The 17,255-nt window shown below is 51.0% G+C and carries 33 protein-coding genes; 32 read left to right on the top strand and 1 reads right to left on the bottom strand.

All coding sequences use genetic code 11. From position 1 onward, the window contains the following. The first annotated feature begins 118 nt into the window (after positions 1-118). The 32 genes from rpsJ (at position 119) to AC6I7A_RS17460 (ending at position 16,767) form a co-directional block, all read left to right on the top strand. Positions 119-430, top strand: coding sequence for a 30S ribosomal protein S10 (gene rpsJ / locus AC6I7A_RS17615; protein ID WP_001181005.1), 312 nt, complete (start codon positions 119-121; stop codon positions 428-430). A gap of 32 nt (positions 431-462) precedes the next feature. Further along, a complete protein-coding gene (gene rplC, locus AC6I7A_RS17610) occupies positions 463-1,092 on the top strand; it encodes a 50S ribosomal protein L3 (protein WP_006120583.1) in 630 nt (209 codons plus the stop codon). Between the two features lie 10 nt (positions 1,093-1,102). Then, positions 1,103-1,708, top strand: coding sequence for a 50S ribosomal protein L4 (rplD, locus tag AC6I7A_RS17605; RefSeq protein ID WP_009087590.1), 606 nt, complete (start codon positions 1,103-1,105; stop codon positions 1,706-1,708). Further along, entirely contained in the window at positions 1,705-2,007 is a 303-nt protein-coding gene (gene rplW / locus AC6I7A_RS17600) for a 50S ribosomal protein L23 (protein ID WP_003850708.1), read from the top strand. The genes rplD and rplW overlap by 4 nt, the downstream gene beginning before the upstream one ends. 17 nt (positions 2,008-2,024) lie before the next feature. Continuing rightward, a complete protein-coding gene (gene rplB, locus AC6I7A_RS17595) occupies positions 2,025-2,846 on the top strand; it encodes a 50S ribosomal protein L2 (protein ID WP_009087588.1) in 822 nt (273 codons plus the stop codon). A gap of 16 nt (positions 2,847-2,862) precedes the next feature. Further along, positions 2,863-3,141 (top strand): 30S ribosomal protein S19, encoded by a 279-nt coding sequence (gene rpsS / locus AC6I7A_RS17590; RefSeq protein ID WP_001138115.1) that lies wholly within the window; start codon positions 2,863-2,865, stop codon positions 3,139-3,141. Positions 3,142-3,154: 13 nt separating this feature from the next. Further along, positions 3,155-3,487 (top strand): 50S ribosomal protein L22, encoded by a 333-nt coding sequence (gene rplV / locus AC6I7A_RS17585; RefSeq protein WP_008927136.1) that lies wholly within the window; start codon positions 3,155-3,157, stop codon positions 3,485-3,487. A 17-nt stretch (positions 3,488-3,504) separates the two neighbouring features. Further along, positions 3,505-4,203, top strand: a complete 699-nt coding sequence (rpsC, locus tag AC6I7A_RS17580; RefSeq protein WP_009087585.1) for a 30S ribosomal protein S3 — start codon at positions 3,505-3,507, stop codon at positions 4,201-4,203. Between the two features lie 12 nt (positions 4,204-4,215). Further along, a complete protein-coding gene (gene rplP / locus AC6I7A_RS17575) occupies positions 4,216-4,626 on the top strand; it encodes a 50S ribosomal protein L16 (protein WP_002438716.1) in 411 nt (136 codons plus the stop codon). Further along, entirely contained in the window at positions 4,626-4,817 is a 192-nt protein-coding gene (gene rpmC / locus AC6I7A_RS17570) for a 50S ribosomal protein L29 (RefSeq protein ID WP_003850146.1), read from the top strand. Before rplP ends, rpmC begins: the two co-directional genes overlap by 1 nt. Further along, complete coding sequence (gene rpsQ, locus AC6I7A_RS17565; RefSeq protein WP_003850147.1) at positions 4,817-5,071, top strand: 30S ribosomal protein S17; 255 nt, start codon at positions 4,817-4,819, stop codon at positions 5,069-5,071. Before rpmC ends, rpsQ begins: the two co-directional genes overlap by 1 nt. A 358-nt stretch (positions 5,072-5,429) precedes the next feature. Further along, the gene (locus tag AC6I7A_RS17560; protein ID WP_058958289.1) at positions 5,430-6,782 is read left to right on the top strand and encodes an 8-oxoguanine deaminase; all 1,353 of its coding nucleotides are present in this window, start codon (positions 5,430-5,432) and stop codon (positions 6,780-6,782) included. 248 nt (positions 6,783-7,030) lie between these two features. Next, entirely contained in the window at positions 7,031-7,402 is a 372-nt protein-coding gene (rplN, locus tag AC6I7A_RS17555; protein WP_006120590.1) for a 50S ribosomal protein L14, read from the top strand. Positions 7,403-7,412: 10 nt separating this feature from the next. After that, the gene (gene rplX, locus AC6I7A_RS17550; protein WP_003850150.1) at positions 7,413-7,727 is read left to right on the top strand and encodes a 50S ribosomal protein L24; all 315 of its coding nucleotides are present in this window, start codon (positions 7,413-7,415) and stop codon (positions 7,725-7,727) included. A 14-nt stretch (positions 7,728-7,741) separates the two neighbouring features. Next, complete coding sequence (gene rplE, locus AC6I7A_RS17545; protein ID WP_003850155.1) at positions 7,742-8,281, top strand: 50S ribosomal protein L5; 540 nt, start codon at positions 7,742-7,744, stop codon at positions 8,279-8,281. A gap of 14 nt (positions 8,282-8,295) precedes the next feature. Continuing rightward, complete coding sequence (gene rpsN, locus AC6I7A_RS17540; RefSeq protein WP_008927132.1) at positions 8,296-8,601, top strand: 30S ribosomal protein S14; 306 nt, start codon at positions 8,296-8,298, stop codon at positions 8,599-8,601. A gap of 32 nt (positions 8,602-8,633) precedes the next feature. Further along, positions 8,634-9,026, top strand: a complete 393-nt coding sequence (rpsH, locus tag AC6I7A_RS17535; protein ID WP_003850158.1) for a 30S ribosomal protein S8 — start codon at positions 8,634-8,636, stop codon at positions 9,024-9,026. A gap of 13 nt (positions 9,027-9,039) precedes the next feature. After that, the gene (gene rplF, locus AC6I7A_RS17530) at positions 9,040-9,573 is read left to right on the top strand and encodes a 50S ribosomal protein L6 (protein WP_009087581.1); all 534 of its coding nucleotides are present in this window, start codon (positions 9,040-9,042) and stop codon (positions 9,571-9,573) included. A 9-nt stretch (positions 9,574-9,582) separates the two neighbouring features. After that, the gene (gene rplR / locus AC6I7A_RS17525) at positions 9,583-9,936 is read left to right on the top strand and encodes a 50S ribosomal protein L18 (protein ID WP_003850163.1); all 354 of its coding nucleotides are present in this window, start codon (positions 9,583-9,585) and stop codon (positions 9,934-9,936) included. Positions 9,937-9,950: 14 nt separating this feature from the next. Beyond that, on the top strand, positions 9,951-10,451 hold the full coding sequence (rpsE, locus tag AC6I7A_RS17520) for a 30S ribosomal protein S5 (RefSeq protein WP_003850164.1): 501 nt from the start codon (positions 9,951-9,953) through the stop codon (positions 10,449-10,451). A 5-nt stretch (positions 10,452-10,456) separates the two neighbouring features. Next, positions 10,457-10,636, top strand: coding sequence for a 50S ribosomal protein L30 (gene rpmD / locus AC6I7A_RS17515; protein WP_003850166.1), 180 nt, complete (start codon positions 10,457-10,459; stop codon positions 10,634-10,636). Between the two features lie 3 nt (positions 10,637-10,639). Then, entirely contained in the window at positions 10,640-11,074 is a 435-nt protein-coding gene (gene rplO, locus AC6I7A_RS17510; protein WP_009087579.1) for a 50S ribosomal protein L15, read from the top strand. Positions 11,075-11,081: 7 nt separating this feature from the next. Next, positions 11,082-12,413, top strand: coding sequence for a preprotein translocase subunit SecY (gene secY, locus AC6I7A_RS17505; RefSeq protein ID WP_009087577.1), 1,332 nt, complete (start codon positions 11,082-11,084; stop codon positions 12,411-12,413). A gap of 32 nt (positions 12,414-12,445) precedes the next feature. Beyond that, positions 12,446-12,562, top strand: a complete 117-nt coding sequence (rpmJ, locus tag AC6I7A_RS17500; RefSeq protein WP_010252805.1) for a 50S ribosomal protein L36 — start codon at positions 12,446-12,448, stop codon at positions 12,560-12,562. Positions 12,563-12,708: 146 nt separating this feature from the next. Then, positions 12,709-13,065, top strand: a complete 357-nt coding sequence (gene rpsM / locus AC6I7A_RS17495) for a 30S ribosomal protein S13 (protein WP_003850176.1) — start codon at positions 12,709-12,711, stop codon at positions 13,063-13,065. Positions 13,066-13,081: 16 nt separating this feature from the next. Further along, the gene (rpsK, locus tag AC6I7A_RS17490) at positions 13,082-13,471 is read left to right on the top strand and encodes a 30S ribosomal protein S11 (RefSeq protein ID WP_004160563.1); all 390 of its coding nucleotides are present in this window, start codon (positions 13,082-13,084) and stop codon (positions 13,469-13,471) included. Positions 13,472-13,504: 33 nt separating this feature from the next. Further along, positions 13,505-14,125: a 30S ribosomal protein S4 gene (rpsD, locus tag AC6I7A_RS17485; protein WP_008927131.1), complete on the top strand. Its 621-nt coding sequence runs from the start codon at positions 13,505-13,507 to the stop codon at positions 14,123-14,125. A 25-nt stretch (positions 14,126-14,150) separates the two neighbouring features. Beyond that, positions 14,151-15,140 carry a DNA-directed RNA polymerase subunit alpha gene (locus tag AC6I7A_RS17480; protein ID WP_003850179.1) on the top strand — a complete coding sequence of 330 codons (990 nt, stop codon included), beginning with the start codon at positions 14,151-14,153 and terminating at the stop codon, positions 15,138-15,140. A gap of 40 nt (positions 15,141-15,180) precedes the next feature. Beyond that, positions 15,181-15,567 carry a 50S ribosomal protein L17 gene (gene rplQ / locus AC6I7A_RS17475; RefSeq protein ID WP_009087575.1) on the top strand — a complete coding sequence of 129 codons (387 nt, stop codon included), beginning with the start codon at positions 15,181-15,183 and terminating at the stop codon, positions 15,565-15,567. A gap of 94 nt (positions 15,568-15,661) precedes the next feature. After that, complete coding sequence (locus AC6I7A_RS17470; protein WP_058958288.1) at positions 15,662-16,033, top strand: DnaJ family domain-containing protein; 372 nt, start codon at positions 15,662-15,664, stop codon at positions 16,031-16,033. After that, the gene (zntR, locus tag AC6I7A_RS17465) at positions 16,034-16,480 is read left to right on the top strand and encodes a Zn(2+)-responsive transcriptional regulator (protein ID WP_046100695.1); all 447 of its coding nucleotides are present in this window, start codon (positions 16,034-16,036) and stop codon (positions 16,478-16,480) included. It begins immediately after the preceding gene. 29 nt (positions 16,481-16,509) lie between these two features. Next, positions 16,510-16,767: an alternative ribosome-rescue factor A gene (locus AC6I7A_RS17460; RefSeq protein ID WP_058958287.1), complete on the top strand. Its 258-nt coding sequence runs from the start codon at positions 16,510-16,512 to the stop codon at positions 16,765-16,767. Here the strand turns inward: AC6I7A_RS17460 and mscL are convergent. Then, positions 16,742-17,152 (bottom strand): large-conductance mechanosensitive channel protein MscL, encoded by a 411-nt coding sequence (mscL, locus tag AC6I7A_RS17455; RefSeq protein ID WP_009087564.1) that lies wholly within the window; start codon positions 17,150-17,152, stop codon positions 16,742-16,744. The two genes, AC6I7A_RS17460 and mscL, sit on opposite strands and share 26 nt — an antisense overlap. Positions 17,153-17,255: the final 103 nt, after the last annotated feature.

Raw genomic sequence — 17,255 nt, 5'->3', positions numbered from 1 at the left:
CGCCTGACAATACTCCCAATTGGGGAGTTATATGCTGAACGATTACACTCTCCCATCAATCGTAATGGGTTCGAGTAGTAATTTTTTTCGTCTATAAAAAGTTTGGAGCTCTGGTCTCATGCAGAACCAAAGAATCCGTATCCGTCTTAAAGCGTTTGATCATCGTCTGATCGATCAATCAACCGCGGAAATCGTTGAGACTGCCAAGCGCACTGGTGCGCAGGTTCGTGGTCCAATCCCGCTGCCAACCCGCAAAGAGCGTTTTACCGTTCTGATCTCTCCGCACGTCAACAAAGATGCGCGTGATCAGTACGAAATCCGCACTCACAAGCGTCTGGTAGACATCGTTGAGCCAACCGAAAAAACGGTTGATGCTCTGATGCGTCTGGATCTGGCTGCCGGTGTTGACGTGCAGATCAGCCTGGGTTAATCAGGTCATCGAGCGATTGAGAGGTTGAAACAATGATTGGTTTAGTCGGTAAAAAAGTGGGTATGACCCGCATCTTCACTGAAGATGGCGTTTCTATCCCAGTAACCGTAATCGAAGTTGAAGCGAACCGCGTTACTCAGGTCAAAGGCCTGGAGAACGATGGTTACCAGGCAATTCAGGTTACCACCGGTGCTAAAAAAGCAAACCGTGTGACCAAACCTGAAGCTGGTCATTTTGCTAAAGCTGGCGTTGAAGCTGGCCGTGGCCTGTGGGAATTCCGCACCGCTGAAGGTGACGAGTATTCTGTAGGTCAGAGCATCAGCGTTGAAATTTTCGCTGACGTTAAAAAAGTAGACGTAACTGGCACCTCTAAAGGTAAAGGTTTCGCCGGTACCGTTAAGCGCTGGAACTTCCGTACCCAGGACGCTACTCACGGTAACTCCTTGTCTCACCGCGTTCCGGGTTCTATCGGTCAGAACCAGACTCCGGGCAAAGTGTTCAAAGGCAAGAAAATGGCAGGTCAGCTGGGTAATGAGCGCGTAACAGTTCAGAGCCTGGACGTAGTACGTGTTGACGCTGAGCGCAACCTGCTGCTGGTTAAAGGTGCAGTTCCCGGTGCTACCGGTAGCGACCTGATCGTTAAACCAGCTGTGAAGGCGTAAGGGGATAGCAATGGAATTAGTATTGAAAGACGCGCAGAGCGCGCTGACTGTTTCCGAAACTACCTTCGGTCGTGATTTCAACGAAGCGCTGGTTCACCAGGTTGTTGTTGCTTACGCATCAGGCGCCCGCCAGGGAACTCGCGCGCAGAAAACTCGCGCTGAAGTAACCGGTTCAGGCAAAAAGCCATGGCGTCAGAAAGGCACCGGCCGTGCGCGTTCAGGTTCTGTAAAGAGCCCGATCTGGCGTTCAGGTGGCGTGACCTTTGCTGCTAAGCCACAAGACCACAGTCAAAAAGTTAACAAAAAGATGTACCGCGGCGCGCTGAAAAGCATCCTGTCCGAACTGGTACGTCAGGACCGTCTGATCGTTGTCGAATCATTTGCTGTAGAAGCGCCGAAAACCAAGCTGCTGGTACAGAAACTGAAAGACATGGCGCTGGAAGACGTGCTGATCATCACCGGTGAACTGGATGAGAATCTGTTCCTGGCTGCGCGTAACCTGTACAAGGTTGACGTGCGTGATGCATCTGGTATCGATCCAGTTAGCCTGATCGCCTTCGACAAAGTCGTTATGACTGCTGATGCAGTTAAGCAAGTTGAGGAGATGCTGGCATGATCCGTGAAGAACGTCTGCTGAAAGTACTGCGCGCGCCGCACGTATCTGAAAAAGCATCTAGCGCGATGGAAAAAACCAATACCATCGTTCTCAAAGTTGCTAATGACGCGACCAAAGCAGAGATCGTTGCTGCTGTTGAGAAACTGTTCGAAGTAGAAGTTAAAGACGTAAACACCCTGGTTGTTAAGGGCAAAGTTAAGCGTCAAGGACAGCGTATCGGTCGTCGTAGCGACTGGAAAAAAGCTTACGTCACCCTGAAAGAAGGCCAGAATCTGGACTTCGCTGGCGGCGCTGAGTAAGTCGGAGGAGAAAGACAATGGCAGTTGTTAAATGTAAACCGACATCTCCGGGTCGTCGCCATGTAGTTAAAGTGGTAAACGCGGAGCTGCACAAGGGCAAACCATTTGCCCCGCTGGTAGAAAAAAACAGCAAATCCGGTGGCCGTAACAACAATGGTCGTATCACTACCCGTCATATCGGTGGTGGTCACAAGCAGGCTTATCGTATTGTTGACTTCAAACGCAACAAAGACGGTATCCCGGCAGTTGTTGAACGTCTTGAGTACGATCCGAACCGCTCTGCGAACATCGCACTGGTTCTGTACAAAGACGGCGAACGCCGTTACATCCTGGCCCCTAAAGGCCTGAAAGCCGGCGACCAGATTCAGTCTGGCGTTGATGCTGCGATCAAAGCAGGTAACACACTGCCGATGCGTAACATCCCGGTGGGTTCAACCGTGCATAACGTAGAAATGAAACCAGGCAAAGGCGGTCAGATTGCTCGCTCAGCCGGTGCTTACGTGCAGATCGTTGCGCGTGAAGGTTCTTACGTTACCCTGCGTCTGCGTTCAGGTGAAATGCGTAAAGTCGAGTCTGACTGCCGCGCAACACTGGGCGAAGTCGGCAACGCTGAGCATATGCTGCGCGTTCTGGGTAAAGCTGGTGCAGCCCGTTGGCGTGGTGTTCGTCCGACCGTTCGTGGTACCGCGATGAACCCAGTTGATCACCCGCACGGTGGTGGTGAAGGTCGTAACTTTGGTAAGCACCCGGTTTCTCCGTGGGGCGTTCAGACCAAAGGTAAGAAGACCCGTAGCAACAAGCGTACTGATAAATTTATCGTACGTCGCCGTAGCAAATAATATTAGAGGATAAGCCATGCCACGTTCTCTCAAGAAAGGTCCTTTTATTGACCTGCACTTGCTGAAGAAGGTAGAGAAAGCGGTGGAAAGCGGTGACAAGAAGCCTTTGCGCACTTGGTCCCGTCGTTCAACGATCTTTCCTAACATGATCGGTTTGACCATCGCTGTCCATAATGGTCGTCAGCACGTTCCTGTCTTTGTTTCCGACGAAATGGTTGGTCACAAACTGGGTGAATTCGCGCCGACACGTACTTATCGCGGTCACGCGGCTGATAAAAAAGCCAAGAAGAAATAAGTAGGAGGAAGAGATGGAAACTTTAGCTCAACATCGCCACGCTCGTTCTTCTGCTCAGAAGGTTCGCCTTGTTGCTGACCTGATTCGCGGTAAGAAAGTGTCGCAGGCACTGGACATTTTGACCTACACCAACAAGAAAGCGGCTGTACTGGTCAAGAAAGTTCTGGAATCTGCCATTGCTAACGCCGAACACAACGATGGCGCTGATATCGACGATCTGAAAATCACGAAAATTTTCGTTGATGAAGGTCCGACCATGAAACGCATTATGCCGCGTGCCAAAGGTCGTGCAGATCGCATCCTGAAGCGCACCAGCCACATTACTGTGGTTGTGTCCGATCGCTGAGACTCTGGAGACTAGCAATGGGTCAGAAAGTACATCCTAATGGTATTCGCCTGGGTATTGTAAAACCATGGAACTCTACCTGGTTTGCGAACACCAAAGAATTCGCTGACAACCTGGACAGCGATTTTAAAGTCCGTCAGTTTTTGACTAAAGAACTGGCTAAAGCGTCTGTCTCTCGTATCGTTATCGAGCGTCCAGCTAAGAGCATCCGTGTGACTATTCACACCGCTCGTCCTGGCATCGTTATCGGTAAGAAAGGCGAAGACGTAGAAAAACTGCGCACGGTCGTCGCGAACATCGCTGGCGTTCCTGCACAGATCAATATCGCCGAAGTCCGCAAGCCGGAACTGGACGCAAAACTGGTTGCTGACAGCATCACTTCACAGCTGGAGCGTCGTGTGATGTTCCGTCGTGCTATGAAGCGTGCGGTTCAGAACGCCATGCGTCTTGGCGCGAAGGGTATTAAAGTCGAAGTTAGCGGCCGTCTGGGCGGCGCCGAGATCGCACGTACCGAATGGTATCGTGAAGGTCGCGTACCGTTGCACACACTGCGTGCTGACATTGACTACAACACCTCTGAAGCGCACACCACTTATGGTGTAATCGGCGTTAAGGTATGGATCTTCAAAGGTGAGATCCTGGGTGGTATGGCTGCTGTTGAACAACCGGAACCGGCTGCTCAACCTAAAAAGCAGCAGCGTAAAGGCCGTAAGTAAGGAGAGTCGCTGATGTTACAACCAAAGCGTACAAAATTCCGTAAGGTGCACAAAGGCCGCAACCGCGGTCTGGCGCAGGGTACGGATGTTAGCTTCGGTACTTTCGGTCTGAAAGCTGTTGGCCGTGGTCGTCTGACTGCTCGTCAGATCGAAGCAGCACGTCGTGCTATGACCCGTGCAGTTAAGCGTCAAGGTAAGATCTGGATCCGAGTATTCCCGGACAAACCGATCACCGAGAAGCCGCTGGAAGTGCGTATGGGTAAAGGTAAGGGTAACGTTGAGTATTGGGTTGCCCTGATCCAGCCTGGTAAAGTCCTGTATGAAATGGACGGCGTACCAGAAGAGCTGGCCCGTGAAGCATTCAAGCTGGCAGCAGCAAAACTGCCTATCAAAACCACCTTTGTAACTAAGACGGTGATGTAATGAAAGCAACTGAGCTGCGTGAAAAAAGCGTTGAAGAGCTGAACACTGAGCTGCTTAATCTGCTGCGTGAGCAATTTAACCTGCGCATGCAGGCAGCATCTGGCCAACTGCAGCAGACTCATCTGCTGAAACAGGTTCGCCGTGATGTTGCACGCGTTAAGACTTTACTGACTGAGAAGGCGGGTTCGTAATGACCGATAAAATCCGTACTCTGCAGGGTCGTGTAGTAAGTGACAAAATGCAGAAATCTGCAGTTGTTGCTATCGAACGTTTCGTGAAACACCCGATCTACGGCAAATTCATTAAGCGTACGACCAAGCTGCACATCCATGACGAGAACAATGAATGTGGAATCGGCGACGTGGTAGAAATCCGCGAATGCCGTCCACTGTCCAAGACTAAATCCTGGACCCTGGTTCGCGTAATTGAGAAAGCCGTTCTGTAATAAGAACCGTTTTTTCTGAGGAAACCCTCTGCTTCGGCAGGGGGTTTTTTTTTGCCTCTGCCCCGGTATTGATCCATTTGTGTCCCCGGCCATGCAGATTTGATAGTGCGCACAAATTCGACAGTTTCCCGGCGGTAAGCTGCGACTCTTCAGGCGGTCTGGCCTGAATGCACCGTGCTGAACAGGCCGGTGTCGTCATAACTGTACAAGGAAATGTGCCGTGAAAATGGAGAGTCCCGATCGCTTACGGCGGTCACTGCTGAAATTACCTTTGTTTGCTGCGTTGCCTGCTATTAGCTCTGCCAAAAGCTTGCCGCTATTATCGGCAAGCACACAACATCAACCTACAGGCAATAGCATGGAACGAACTCTGTTATTGAAGAACGCCGACTGTGTAGTTTGCATGGATGCTGACCGTCGGGAAATTCGCAACGCCTCTGTTCTGATCAAAGGAAATCAGATCGTGGCGGTCGGAGAAGCTGGAACACTACCCGATAGCGCGGATGAGGTTATCGACCTGCGTGGGCACATTGTGATTCCGGGTCTGATCAATACGCATCACCATATGTATCAGAGCCTGACCCGCGCCATTCCGGCTGTACAGAATGGTGAACTCTTTAACTGGCTGACTCACCTCTATCCTCTCTGGCAGAACCTGACACCTGAGATGATTCGTATCTCAACGCAGGTGTCGATGGCTGAACTGATACTCTCTGGCTGTACGACCACCAGTGATCATCTCTATGTCTATCCCAATGGCTGTCAGCTTGATGACAGCATTGAGGCTGCTGCCGTCATGGGAATGCGTTTCCATGCAAGCCGGGGCAGTATGAGCGTGGGGAAATCACGGGGCGGCTTACCGCCCGATAGCCTGGTGGAGAATGAAGCGGCAATTCTGAAAGATACGCAGCGAGTCATTGAACGCTATCACGATGACAGCCATGGTTCGATGCTACGCATCGTGGTGGCTCCCTGTTCGCCATTCTCCGTCAGCCGTGAGCTGATGAAGCAGTCCGCCGCACTGGCCCGCAGTTACAGCGTCTCGATGCACACGCATCTGGCAGAGAACGACAGCGACATCCGCTACAGTCGCGAAAAGTTTAATATGACTCCTGCGCAGTATGTGGAGGACCTCGGCTGGGTTGGCCCGGATGTCTGGCATGCTCACTGCGTCAAACTCGATCCACAGGGTATTGAACTCTTTGCCCGCACCGGAACCGGCATTGCCCATTGTCCCTGCTCGAATATGCGGCTCGGCTCAGGCATTGCCCCGATACGCCATATGTGCGATGCCGGTGTGCATGTCGGTCTTGGCGTAGATGGCTCCGCCTCCAATGACAGCTCAGACATGATGGCCGAGGTTCGTCAGGCGATGCTGCTGCAGCGTGTCGGGTTTGGCCCGGATGCCATGACCGCACGGCAGGCCCTGGAGCTGGCAACGCTGGGCAGTGCAAAAGTGCTTAACCGTAATGATGTGGGGGCTATCGCGCCTGGCATGATGGCTGACCTGGCGGTGTTTGACCTGAATCGGCCAGGCCTGGCTGGGGCAGGGCACGATCCGGTTGCCGCCCTGGTGTTCTGTAATCCGGGACAGGTTGCTTACAGCATCATTAACGGACAAGTCCGGGTACGTAAAGGAGAACTGGCCGGAATTGAACTGCCAGCGCTGCTGCGTCAGCACAACCAGCTGGCCACAAAACTGGCAGGCTGAGACAGAAGGGGACTTTATTTAGGGAACGACGAAAAATAAGGCAGATTACATTTGCTACTGTTCGCACTATTCCCTAGAATACGCCCTCCCTGTCATCAGGGAAAATCAGCGGCTCGATTGAGAGCCGTTTATTTTTTCTACCCATCTGTGAGAACCGGTGTTACAATGCCGCGCCCTCAATTATGGGGCTTTCTAACGACCTGAGGTTTAGGTCCCGAAGTAGTAGTTGACATTAGCGGAGCACTAAAATGATCCAAGAACAGACTATGCTGAACGTCGCCGACAACTCCGGTGCACGTCGCGTAATGTGTATCAAGGTTCTGGGTGGCTCGCACCGTCGCTACGCAGGCGTCGGTGACATCATCAAAGTTACCATCAAGGAAGCAATTCCTCGTGGTAAAGTCAAAAAAGGTGATGTCCTGAAGGCGGTAGTGGTGCGCACCAGGAAGGGTGTTCGTCGCCCGGACGGTTCTGTCATTCGCTTCGATGGTAATGCATGCGTTATTCTGAACAATAACAGTGAGCAGCCTATCGGTACGCGTATTTTTGGGCCGGTAACTCGTGAACTTCGTACTGAAAAGTTCATGAAAATTATCTCTCTGGCACCAGAAGTACTCTAAGGAGCGAACAATGGCAGCTAAAATCCGTCGTAACGACGAAGTTATCGTGTTGACCGGTAAAGATAAAGGTAAGCGCGGTAAGGTAAAGAATGTCCTGTCTTCTGGTAAGGTCATCGTTGAAGGTATCAACCTGGTGAAGAAACATCAGAAGCCGGTTCCGGCTCTGAACCAGCCAGGTGGCATCGTTGAAAAAGAAGCTGCTATTCAGGTTTCTAACGTTGCACTGTTCAACGCGGCAACTGGTAAGGCTGACCGTGTAGGCTTTAGATTCGAAGACGGCAAAAAAGTCCGTTTCTTCAAGTCTAACAGCGAAACTATCAAGTAATTTGGAGTAGTACGATGGCGAAACTGCATGATTACTACAAAGACGAAGTAGTCCAGAAACTCATGACAGAGTTTGGCTACAATTCTGTCATGCAAGTCCCTCGGGTCGAGAAGATCACCCTGAACATGGGTGTTGGTGAAGCGATCGCTGACAAGAAACTGCTGGATAACGCAGCAGCTGACCTGGCAGCAATCTCCGGTCAAAAACCGCTGGTCACCAAAGCACGCAAATCAGTTGCAGGCTTCAAAATCCGTCAGGGCTATCCGATCGGCTGTAAAGTAACTCTGCGTGGCGAGCGCATGTGGGAGTTCTTTGAGCGTCTGGTCACCATTGCTGTTCCACGTATCCGTGACTTCCGTGGCTTGTCCGCTAAGTCATTCGATGGTCGTGGCAACTACAGCATGGGTGTACGTGAGCAGATCATCTTCCCAGAAATCGACTACGACAAAGTCGATCGCGTTCGTGGTTTGGATATCACCATTACCACTACTGCGAAATCTGATGATGAAGGCCGTGCTCTGCTGGCTGCCTTTGACTTCCCGTTCCGTAAGTAAGGTAGGGTTACTTAATGGCTAAGCAATCTATGAAAGCACGTGAAGTTAAACGTGCAAAATTAGCAGACAAATTCTTCGCTAAACGCGCTGAACTGAAAGCGATCATCTCTGATGTGAACGCTTCCGACGAAGACCGTTGGGATGCTGTTCTGAAGCTGCAGAGTCTGCCGCGTGATTCCAGCCCTTCACGTCAGCGTAACCGCTGCCGTCAAACAGGTCGTCCGCACGGTTTCCTGCGGAAGTTTGGGTTGAGCCGTATCAAGGTCCGCGAAGCCGCCATGCGCGGTGAAATCCCGGGCCTGAAAAAGGCTAGCTGGTAATTGTCACCAATTGAATCACGGGAGTAACACAGATGAGCATGCAAGATCCGATCGCGGATATGCTGACCCGTATCCGTAACGGTCAGGCCGCGAACAAAGTTGCGGTCACCATGCCTTCCTCCAAGCTGAAATTGGCAATTGCCAACGTTCTGAAGGAAGAAGGTTATATTGAAGATTTCAAAATCGAAGGCGACATCAAGCTGGAACTGGAACTGACTCTTAAGTATTTCCAGGGTAAAGCTGTTGTAGAAAGCATTCAGCGAGTAAGCCGTCCTGGCCTGCGCATCTATAAGAAAAAAGATGAGCTGCCAAAGGTAATGGCTGGTATGGGCATCGCTGTAGTTTCTACATCCAAAGGTGTCATGACTGATCGTGCAGCGCGCCAGGCTGGTCTTGGTGGCGAAATTATCTGCTACGTAGCGTAATCGGAGGATACATATGTCTCGTGTTGCTAAAGCACCTGTCGTTGTTCCTGCCGGCGTAGAGGTAAAACTCGACGGTCAGGTAATTTCGATTAAAGGTAAAAACGGCGAGCTGACTCGTACTATCAATGATGCTGTTGAAGTTAAGCATGCTGACAACGCTCTGACTTTCGCTCCGCGCGAAGGTTTCGTTGACGGCTGGGCGCAGGCGGGTACTTCTCGCGCGCTGCTGAACGCAATGGTTATCGGTGTTACCGAAGGCTTCACTAAGAAGCTGCAGCTGGTTGGTGTAGGTTATCGTGCTGCCGTTAAAGGCGATATGGTTAACCTGTCACTGGGCTTTTCTCATCCAGTCGATCACCAGCTGCCCGCGGGTATCACTGCAGAATGCCCAACTCAGACTGAGATCGTGCTGAAAGGCGCTGATAAGCAGCTGATTGGTCAGGTTGCAGCAGACCTGCGCGCCTACCGTCGTCCTGAGCCTTACAAAGGCAAGGGTGTCCGTTACGCCGACGAAGTCGTGCGTACCAAAGAGGCTAAGAAGAAGTAAGGTAACACTATGGATAAGAAATCTGCTCGTATCCGTCGTGCGACCCGTGCACGTCGCAAGCTCAAAGAGCTGGGTGCTACTCGCCTGGTGGTACATCGTACCCCGCGTCATATTTACGCACAGGTAATCGCCCCGAACGGTTCCGAAGTTCTGGTCGCTGCTTCTACTGTAGAAAAAGCTATCACTGAACAACTGAAGTATACCGGTAATAAAGAAGCCGCAGCTGCAGTAGGTAAAGCTATCGCAGAACGCGCAATCGAAAAAGGCATCACAGGTGTTTCTTTCGACCGTTCCGGTTTCCAATATCATGGTCGCGTCCAGGCACTGGCAGATGCTGCCCGTGAAGCTGGCCTTCAGTTCTAAGGTAGAGGTCTAAGATGGCACACATCGAGAAACAAGCTGGCGAACTGCAGGAAAAACTGATCGCGGTAAACCGTGTTTCTAAAACTGTTAAAGGTGGTCGTATTTTCTCCTTCACAGCACTGACTGTGGTAGGCGATGGTAACGGTCGCGTAGGTTTTGGTTACGGTAAAGCGCGTGAAGTTCCAGCAGCGATCCAGAAAGCGATGGAGAAAGCCCGTCGCAACATGGTTAACGTCGCGCTGACCAACGGCACCCTGCAGCACCCTGTTAAAGGTGCACACACGGGTTCCCGCGTGTTCATGCAGCCGGCTTCAGAAGGTACCGGTATCATCGCCGGTGGTGCAATGCGCGCCGTTCTGGAAGTCGCTGGAGTTCATAACGTACTGGCAAAAGCCTATGGTTCTACTAACCCGATCAACGTGGTTCGTGCAACTATCGACGGCCTGGGCAATATGAAATCTCCGGAAATGGTCGCTGCTAAGCGTGGTAAATCCGTTGAAGAAATTCTGGGGTAATCACGATGGCTAAGACTATTAAAATCACTCAAACCCGTAGTTCAATCGGCCGCTTGCCTAAGCATAAAGCCACTCTGGTTGGCCTGGGTCTGCGTCGTATTGGTCATACCGTAGAGCGTGAAGACACGCCAGCTGTACGCGGCATGGTCAACGCGGTTTCCTACATGGTTAAAGTGGAGGAGTAAGAGATGCGTTTAAATACTCTGTCTCCGGCCGAAGGGTCTAAGCACGCTACTAAGCGTCTGGGTCGTGGTATCGGTTCTGGCCTCGGAAAAACCGGTGGTCGTGGTCACAAAGGTCAGAACTCACGTTCTGGCGGTGGCGTACGTCGCGGTTTCGAAGGTGGTCAGATGCCTCTGTACCGTCGTCTGCCGAAGTTCGGTTTCACCTCTCGCAAAGCAATGATCACCACAGAGATTCGTCTGTCTGATCTGGCGAAAGTTGAAGGCGGTATCGTCGACCTGAACGCGCTGAAAGCAGCCAACATTGTCGGTGTTCAGATTGAATTCGTTAAAGTAATTCTGTCTGGTGAAGTTTCTGCACCGGTAACGGTTCGCGGCCTGCGTGTCACCAAAGGTGCTCGTGCTGCAATCGAAGCTGCTGGCGGTAAAATCGAGGAATAAGTAGCAGATGGCTAAACAACCGGGATTAGATTTTCAAAGCGCCAAAGGCGGCTTTGGTGAGCTGAAACGCAGACTTCTGTTTGTCATCGGCGCACTGATTGTCTTCCGTATTGGCTCTTTTATTCCAATCCCTGGTATTGATGCCACTGTACTTGCCAAACTGCTTGAGCAACAGCGTGGCACCATCATTGAAATGTTTAACATGTTCTCTGGTGGTGCTCTCAGCCGTGCTTCTATTTTCGCACTGGGCATCATGCCGTATATCTCGGCATCGATCATTATCCAGTTATTAACGGTGGTTCATCCAGCGTTAGCGGAAATTAAGAAAGAAGGGGAGGCTGGCCGTCGTAAGATTAGCCAGTACACCCGATACGGTACGTTGGTATTGGCCATATTCCAGTCGATCGGTATTGCTACCGGTCTGCCGAATATGCCAGGGATGCAGGGTCTGGTGATGAATCCGGGCTTTGCGTTCTACTTTACCGCTGTTGTGAGTCTGGTCTCAGGGACAATGTTCCTGATGTGGCTGGGCGAACAGATTACTGAGCGGGGTATCGGTAACGGTATTTCGATCATTATCTTCGCAGGTATTGTTGCGGGTCTTCCGCCGGCCATTGGCCATACCATCGAGCAAGCGCGGCAAGGCGACCTGCACTTCCTTCTGTTGCTGTTGGTTGCAGTACTCGTATTCGCAGTGACCTACTTTGTTATTTTCGTTGAACGTGGACAGCGCCGCATTGTGGTGAACTACGCAAAACGTCAGCAGGGTCGTCGCGTTTACGCTGCACAGAGCACACATTTACCGTTGAAAGTGAATATGGCGGGTGTTATCCCGGCTATTTTTGCTTCCAGCATTATTCTGTTCCCGGCAACGATTGCATCGTGGTTTGGGGGCGGTACCGGTTGGAACTGGCTGACAACAATTTCGCTGTATTTGCAGCCAGGACAGCCGCTTTATGTGCTACTCTATGCGACTGCAATCATCTTCTTCTGTTTCTTCTATACGGCGTTGGTTTTCAACCCACGTGAAACAGCAGATAACCTGAAGAAGTCTGGTGCATTCGTACCGGGAATTCGTCCGGGAGAGCAAACGGCGAAGTATATTGATAAAGTAATGACGCGTTTGACCTTAATCGGCGCCCTGTACATTACCTTTATCTGCCTTATCCCGGAGTTCATGCGTGATGCGATGAAGGTTCCCTTCTACTTTGGCGGTACATCACTGCTTATCGTAGTTGTCGTCATCATGGACTTTATGGCTCAAGTGCAAACTCTGATGATGTCCAGTCAGTACGAGTCGGCACTGAAGAAAGCTAACCTGAAAGGCTACGGCCGTTAATTCAGTTGGTTGAGAAGTTACGGAGAGTAAAAATGAAAGTTCGTGCTTCCGTCAAGAGATTATGTCGTAACTGCAAAATCATTCGTCGCGACGGTGTCGTACGTGTGATCTGCAGCGCCGAGCCAAAGCATAAACAGCGCCAAGGCTGATTTTGTCACATATTTTTCTTGCAAAGTCGGGTTGAGCTGGCTAGATTAGCCAGCCAATCTTTTGTATGTCAGTACGTTTCCATTTGAGTATCCTGAAAACGGGCTTTTCAGCATGGGACGTGCTTGTTTAATTATAGGAGTGCATAGTGGCCCGTATAGCAGGCATTAACATTCCTGATCAAAAACATACCGTTATCGCATTAACTTCGATCTTCGGTATCGGTAAAACCCGTTCAAAAGCCATCTGCGCTTCAACGGGCATTGCTGAAAATGTTAAGATCAGTGAGCTGTCTGAAGAACAAATTGATCAGCTGCGTGATGCAGTTGCTAAATTCGTTGTTGAAGGTGATCTGCGCCGTGAAATCACCCTGAGCATCAAGCGTCTTATGGACCTTGGTTGCTACCGTGGTTTGCGCCATCGTCGTGGTCTTCCGGTTCGCGGTCAGCGTACCAAGACCAACGCACGTACCCGTAAGGGTCCGCGTAAACCGATCAAGAAATAATCGGGGTGAGTAAATAATGGCAAAGGCACCAGTTCGTGCACGCAAGCGTGTAAGAAAACAAGTCTCAGATGGCGTGGCTCATGTCCATGCTTCTTTTAACAACACCATCGTTACCATTACTGATCGTCAGGGTAACGCACTGGGTTGGGCAACCGCCGGTGGTTCCGGTTTCCGCGGTTCACGTAAATCCACTCCGTTTGCTGCTCAGGTCGCTGCAGAGCGCTGTGCAGAAGCGGTAAAAGATTACGGAATTAAGAATCTGGAAGTTATGGTAAAGGGTCCGGGTCCGGGTCGCGAATCTACGATTCGTGCTTTGAACGCCGCTGGTTTCCGCATCACGAATATTACTGATGTGACTCCGATCCCTCATAACGGTTGTCGTCCGCCGAAAAAACGTCGCGTATAACGCCCGTTTTTTTAGGATAGTTGGAGAAAGAAAATGGCAAGATATTTGGGTCCTAAGCTCAAGCTGAGCCGTCGTGAGGGCACTGACTTATTCCTTAAGTCTGGCGTTCGCGCGATTGATTCCAAGTGTAAAATTGAACAAGCCCCTGGTCAGCATGGTGCGCGTAAACCGCGTCTGTCTGATTACGGCGGTCAGTTACGTGAGAAGCAGAAAGTTCGTCGTATCTACGGCGTGCTGGAGCGTCAGTTCCGTAACTATTACAAAGAAGCAGCTCGTCTGAAAGGCAACACCGGTGAAAACCTGTTGGCTCTGCTGGAAGGTCGTCTGGACAACGTAGTTTATCGTATGGGCTTCGGTGCCACGCGTGCAGAAGCACGTCAGCTGGTTAGCCACAAGTCTGTTCTGGTAAACGGCCGCGTTGTTAACATCGCTTCTTATCAGGTATCTCCGAATGATGTCGTTAGCATCCGTGAGAAAGCCAAAAAGCAATCTCGCGTGAAGGCCGCTCTGGAGCTGGCTGAGCAGCGTGAAAAGCCAACCTGGCTGGAAGTTGATGCGACTAAGATGGAAGGTGTGTTCAAGCGTATTCCTGAACGTACTGATCTGTCTGCGGACATTAACGAACACCTGATCGTCGAGCTTTACTCCAAGTAAAGCTTAGTACCAAAGAGAGGACACAATGCAGGGTTCTGTGACAGAGTTTCTAAAACCGCGCCTGGTAGATATCGAGCAAGTGAGTTCGACGCACGCCAAGGTGACCCTTGAGCCTTTAGAGCGTGGCTTTGGCCATACTCTTGGTAACGCACTGCGCCGTATTCTGCTTTCATCCATGCCGGGTTGCGCGGTGACCGAGGTTGAAATTGATGGTGTACTTCATGAGTACAGCACCAAAGAGGGCGTACAGGAAGATATCCTGGAAATCCTGCTCAACCTGAAAGGGCTGGCGGTAAGAGTTCAGGGTAAAGATGAAGTTATTCTGACCCTGAATAAATCTGGCATTGGCCCTGTGACTGCAGCCGACATTACCCATGATGGTGATGTCGAAATCGTCAAGCCTCAGCATGTCATCTGCCATCTGACCGATGAGAACGCGGCTATCAGCATGCGTATCAAAGTTCAGCGTGGTCGTGGCTATGTGCCGGCTTCTGCCCGAATTCATTCGGAAGAAGATGAGCGCCCAATCGGCCGCCTGTTAGTTGACGCTTGCTACAGCCCTGTAGACCGTATCGCCTACAATGTTGAAGCAGCGCGTGTAGAGCAGCGCACCGACCTGGACAAGCTGGTCATCGAAATGGAAACCAACGGCACAATCGATCCTGAAGAGGCGATTCGTCGTGCGGCGACCATTCTGGCTGAACAACTTGAAGCTTTCGTTGACTTACGTGATGTACGTCAGCCGGAAGTTAAAGAAGAGAAACCAGAATTCGATCCGATCCTGCTGCGCCCTGTTGACGATCTGGAATTGACTGTCCGCTCTGCTAACTGCCTTAAGGCAGAAGCTATCCACTACATCGGTGATCTGGTACAGCGTACCGAGGTTGAGCTGCTTAAAACGCCTAACCTAGGTAAAAAATCTCTTACTGAGATTAAAGATGTGCTCGCTTCACGTGGTCTGTCTCTGGGCATGCGCCTTGAGAACTGGCCACCGGCAAGCATTGCTGATGAATAAACCGATCACAGGTTAAGGTTTCACTGAGAAGGATAAGGTCATGCGCCATCGTAAGAGTGGTCGTCAACTGAACCGCAACAGCAGCCATCGTCAGGCTATGTTCCGCAACATGGCCGGTTCTCTGGTTCGTCATGAGATCATCAAAACGACTCTGCCGAAAGCCAAAGAACTGCGTCGCGTAGTTGAGCCGCTGATTACTCTTGCCAAGACCGACAACGTAGCTAATCGTCGTCTGGCATTCGCCCGTACTCGTGATAACGAGATCGTGGCAAAACTGTTTAATGAGCTGGGCCCGCGTTTTGCGAGCCGTGCTGGTGGTTACACTCGTATTCTGAAGTGTGGCTTCCGTGCTGGTGACAACGCTCCGATGGCTTACATCGAGCTGGTTGATCGTCCAGAAGCTCAAGCAGAAGCAGCCGCAGAGTAATCTGCAGCAACGTAAAAAACCCGCTTCGGCGGGTTTTTTATTGCCTGAAATTCGCTACCTTAGAATGACGCTTCTATTTTTGAGGGCATCTGTTATGTGGCTGGTAGACGAACTTGCTGAACAGCACATCAAAGCGGCACTGGAAAAAGGTGAACTCAGTAACCTTCCTGGCTCTGGCAAACCGCTACAGCTGGATGATGACAGTCATGTCCCTCCGGAGTTAAGGGCAGGGTATCGACTACTGAAAAATTCTGGCTTTCTGCCCCCCGAGCTGGAGTTAAGGCGTGAGGCGATGGAAGTCAACGATCTGATTCGCCAGCTGGATCCTGCGGATCGTGACTATCAGGATCACTGTCACCGGCTTCAGGTGCTGGAGCTGCGCTTGCGACAGGCGGGCATGAGTACCGATTTTCTTCATGGAAACTATGCTACCGCGATACGCCACCATTTCCGCGAGGAGGAGTAGATGTTCCGCATAGGTCAGTTAGCAAAGCTTGCTGAGGTAACGCCTGACACCATCCGTTTTTATGAAAAGCAGCAGATGATGGATCATGGTGAGCGTACCGAAGGTGGTTTTCGCCTCTACAGCGAAGGCGATCTGCAGCGTCTGAAATTTATTCGCCACGGTCGTAAGCTCGGCTTCAGTCTGGAAGCGATCCGGGAACTTCTGTCAATCCGGGTCGATCCGGCACATCACACCTGCCAGGAGTCAAAAGCGATCGTTGAGAAACGGCTGGATGAAGTGGCGCAGATGATAGCGGAACTTGAGTCGATGCAGCGCTCTCTGCGTATTCTTTCGGACGCCTGTTGTGGTCACAGCCACAGTAGCATTTCGTGCTCAATTCTTGAGGCACTGGAGCGGGGAGAGGCTTCAGACAAACAAGGGTCTTGTGATTTTACCGTAAAGGAATAGAGTATCAGACCACCTCAACAGGAGGCGTTATGAGTAAATATCAGCATACCAGGGGGCAAATCCGCGATAACGCGATTGAGGCTCTGTTACACGACCCGCTTTTCCGTCAGCGCATTGAGCAGAAACAAAAGGGTAAGGGCAGCTTCAGACGGAAGGAAAAACACACCAAGGGGCAGGGATGGGAGGGCAGTGATAAGAAAGCGTCTTATCACTGCCCTTCTTCTTTACCATTAAAAAACCGCCTCAGAGGCGGTTTGTTCACTATACGCGGGTATTCTGCTGTTTAAGCAGGTCGCGAATTTCAGTCAGCAGCACTTCTTCGTTTGAAGGTTTAGGTGCAGGCTTCTCAACTTCTTTTTTCTTGTAGAGACGGTTCATCAGTTTGATCGCCATAAAGATGGCAAAGGCAATGATGACAAAGTCGAAGATACTCTGCAGGAAGATACCATACTGCATAACGACGGCAGGCGTGTCGCCAACAGCAGGCTTGAGCACCCAGGCAAACGATTTGAAATCGACACCACCGATCAATAAGCCCAACGGTGGCATAATGATGTTAGCCACTAATGATGAGACGATCTTACCAAACGCAGCGCCGATGATGACACCGACGGCCAGATCCATCACATTCCCGCGCATTGCAAAATCACGAAACTCTTTGATTAAACTCATACTTAACTCCTTTCCTTGCCAGTGTCATAAAGTCTAACAAACCTTGCTGTTTTTTCCATAAGCGCAGCCAAACAGGTGGCTGTTTTGCCTGACTCCCCCCGAC

Source organism: Type-F symbiont of Plautia stali, assembly GCF_059731105.1.
The sequence above is the reverse complement of the archived record's forward strand: the minus strand, read 5'-3'. Positions and strand labels throughout refer to the sequence as shown.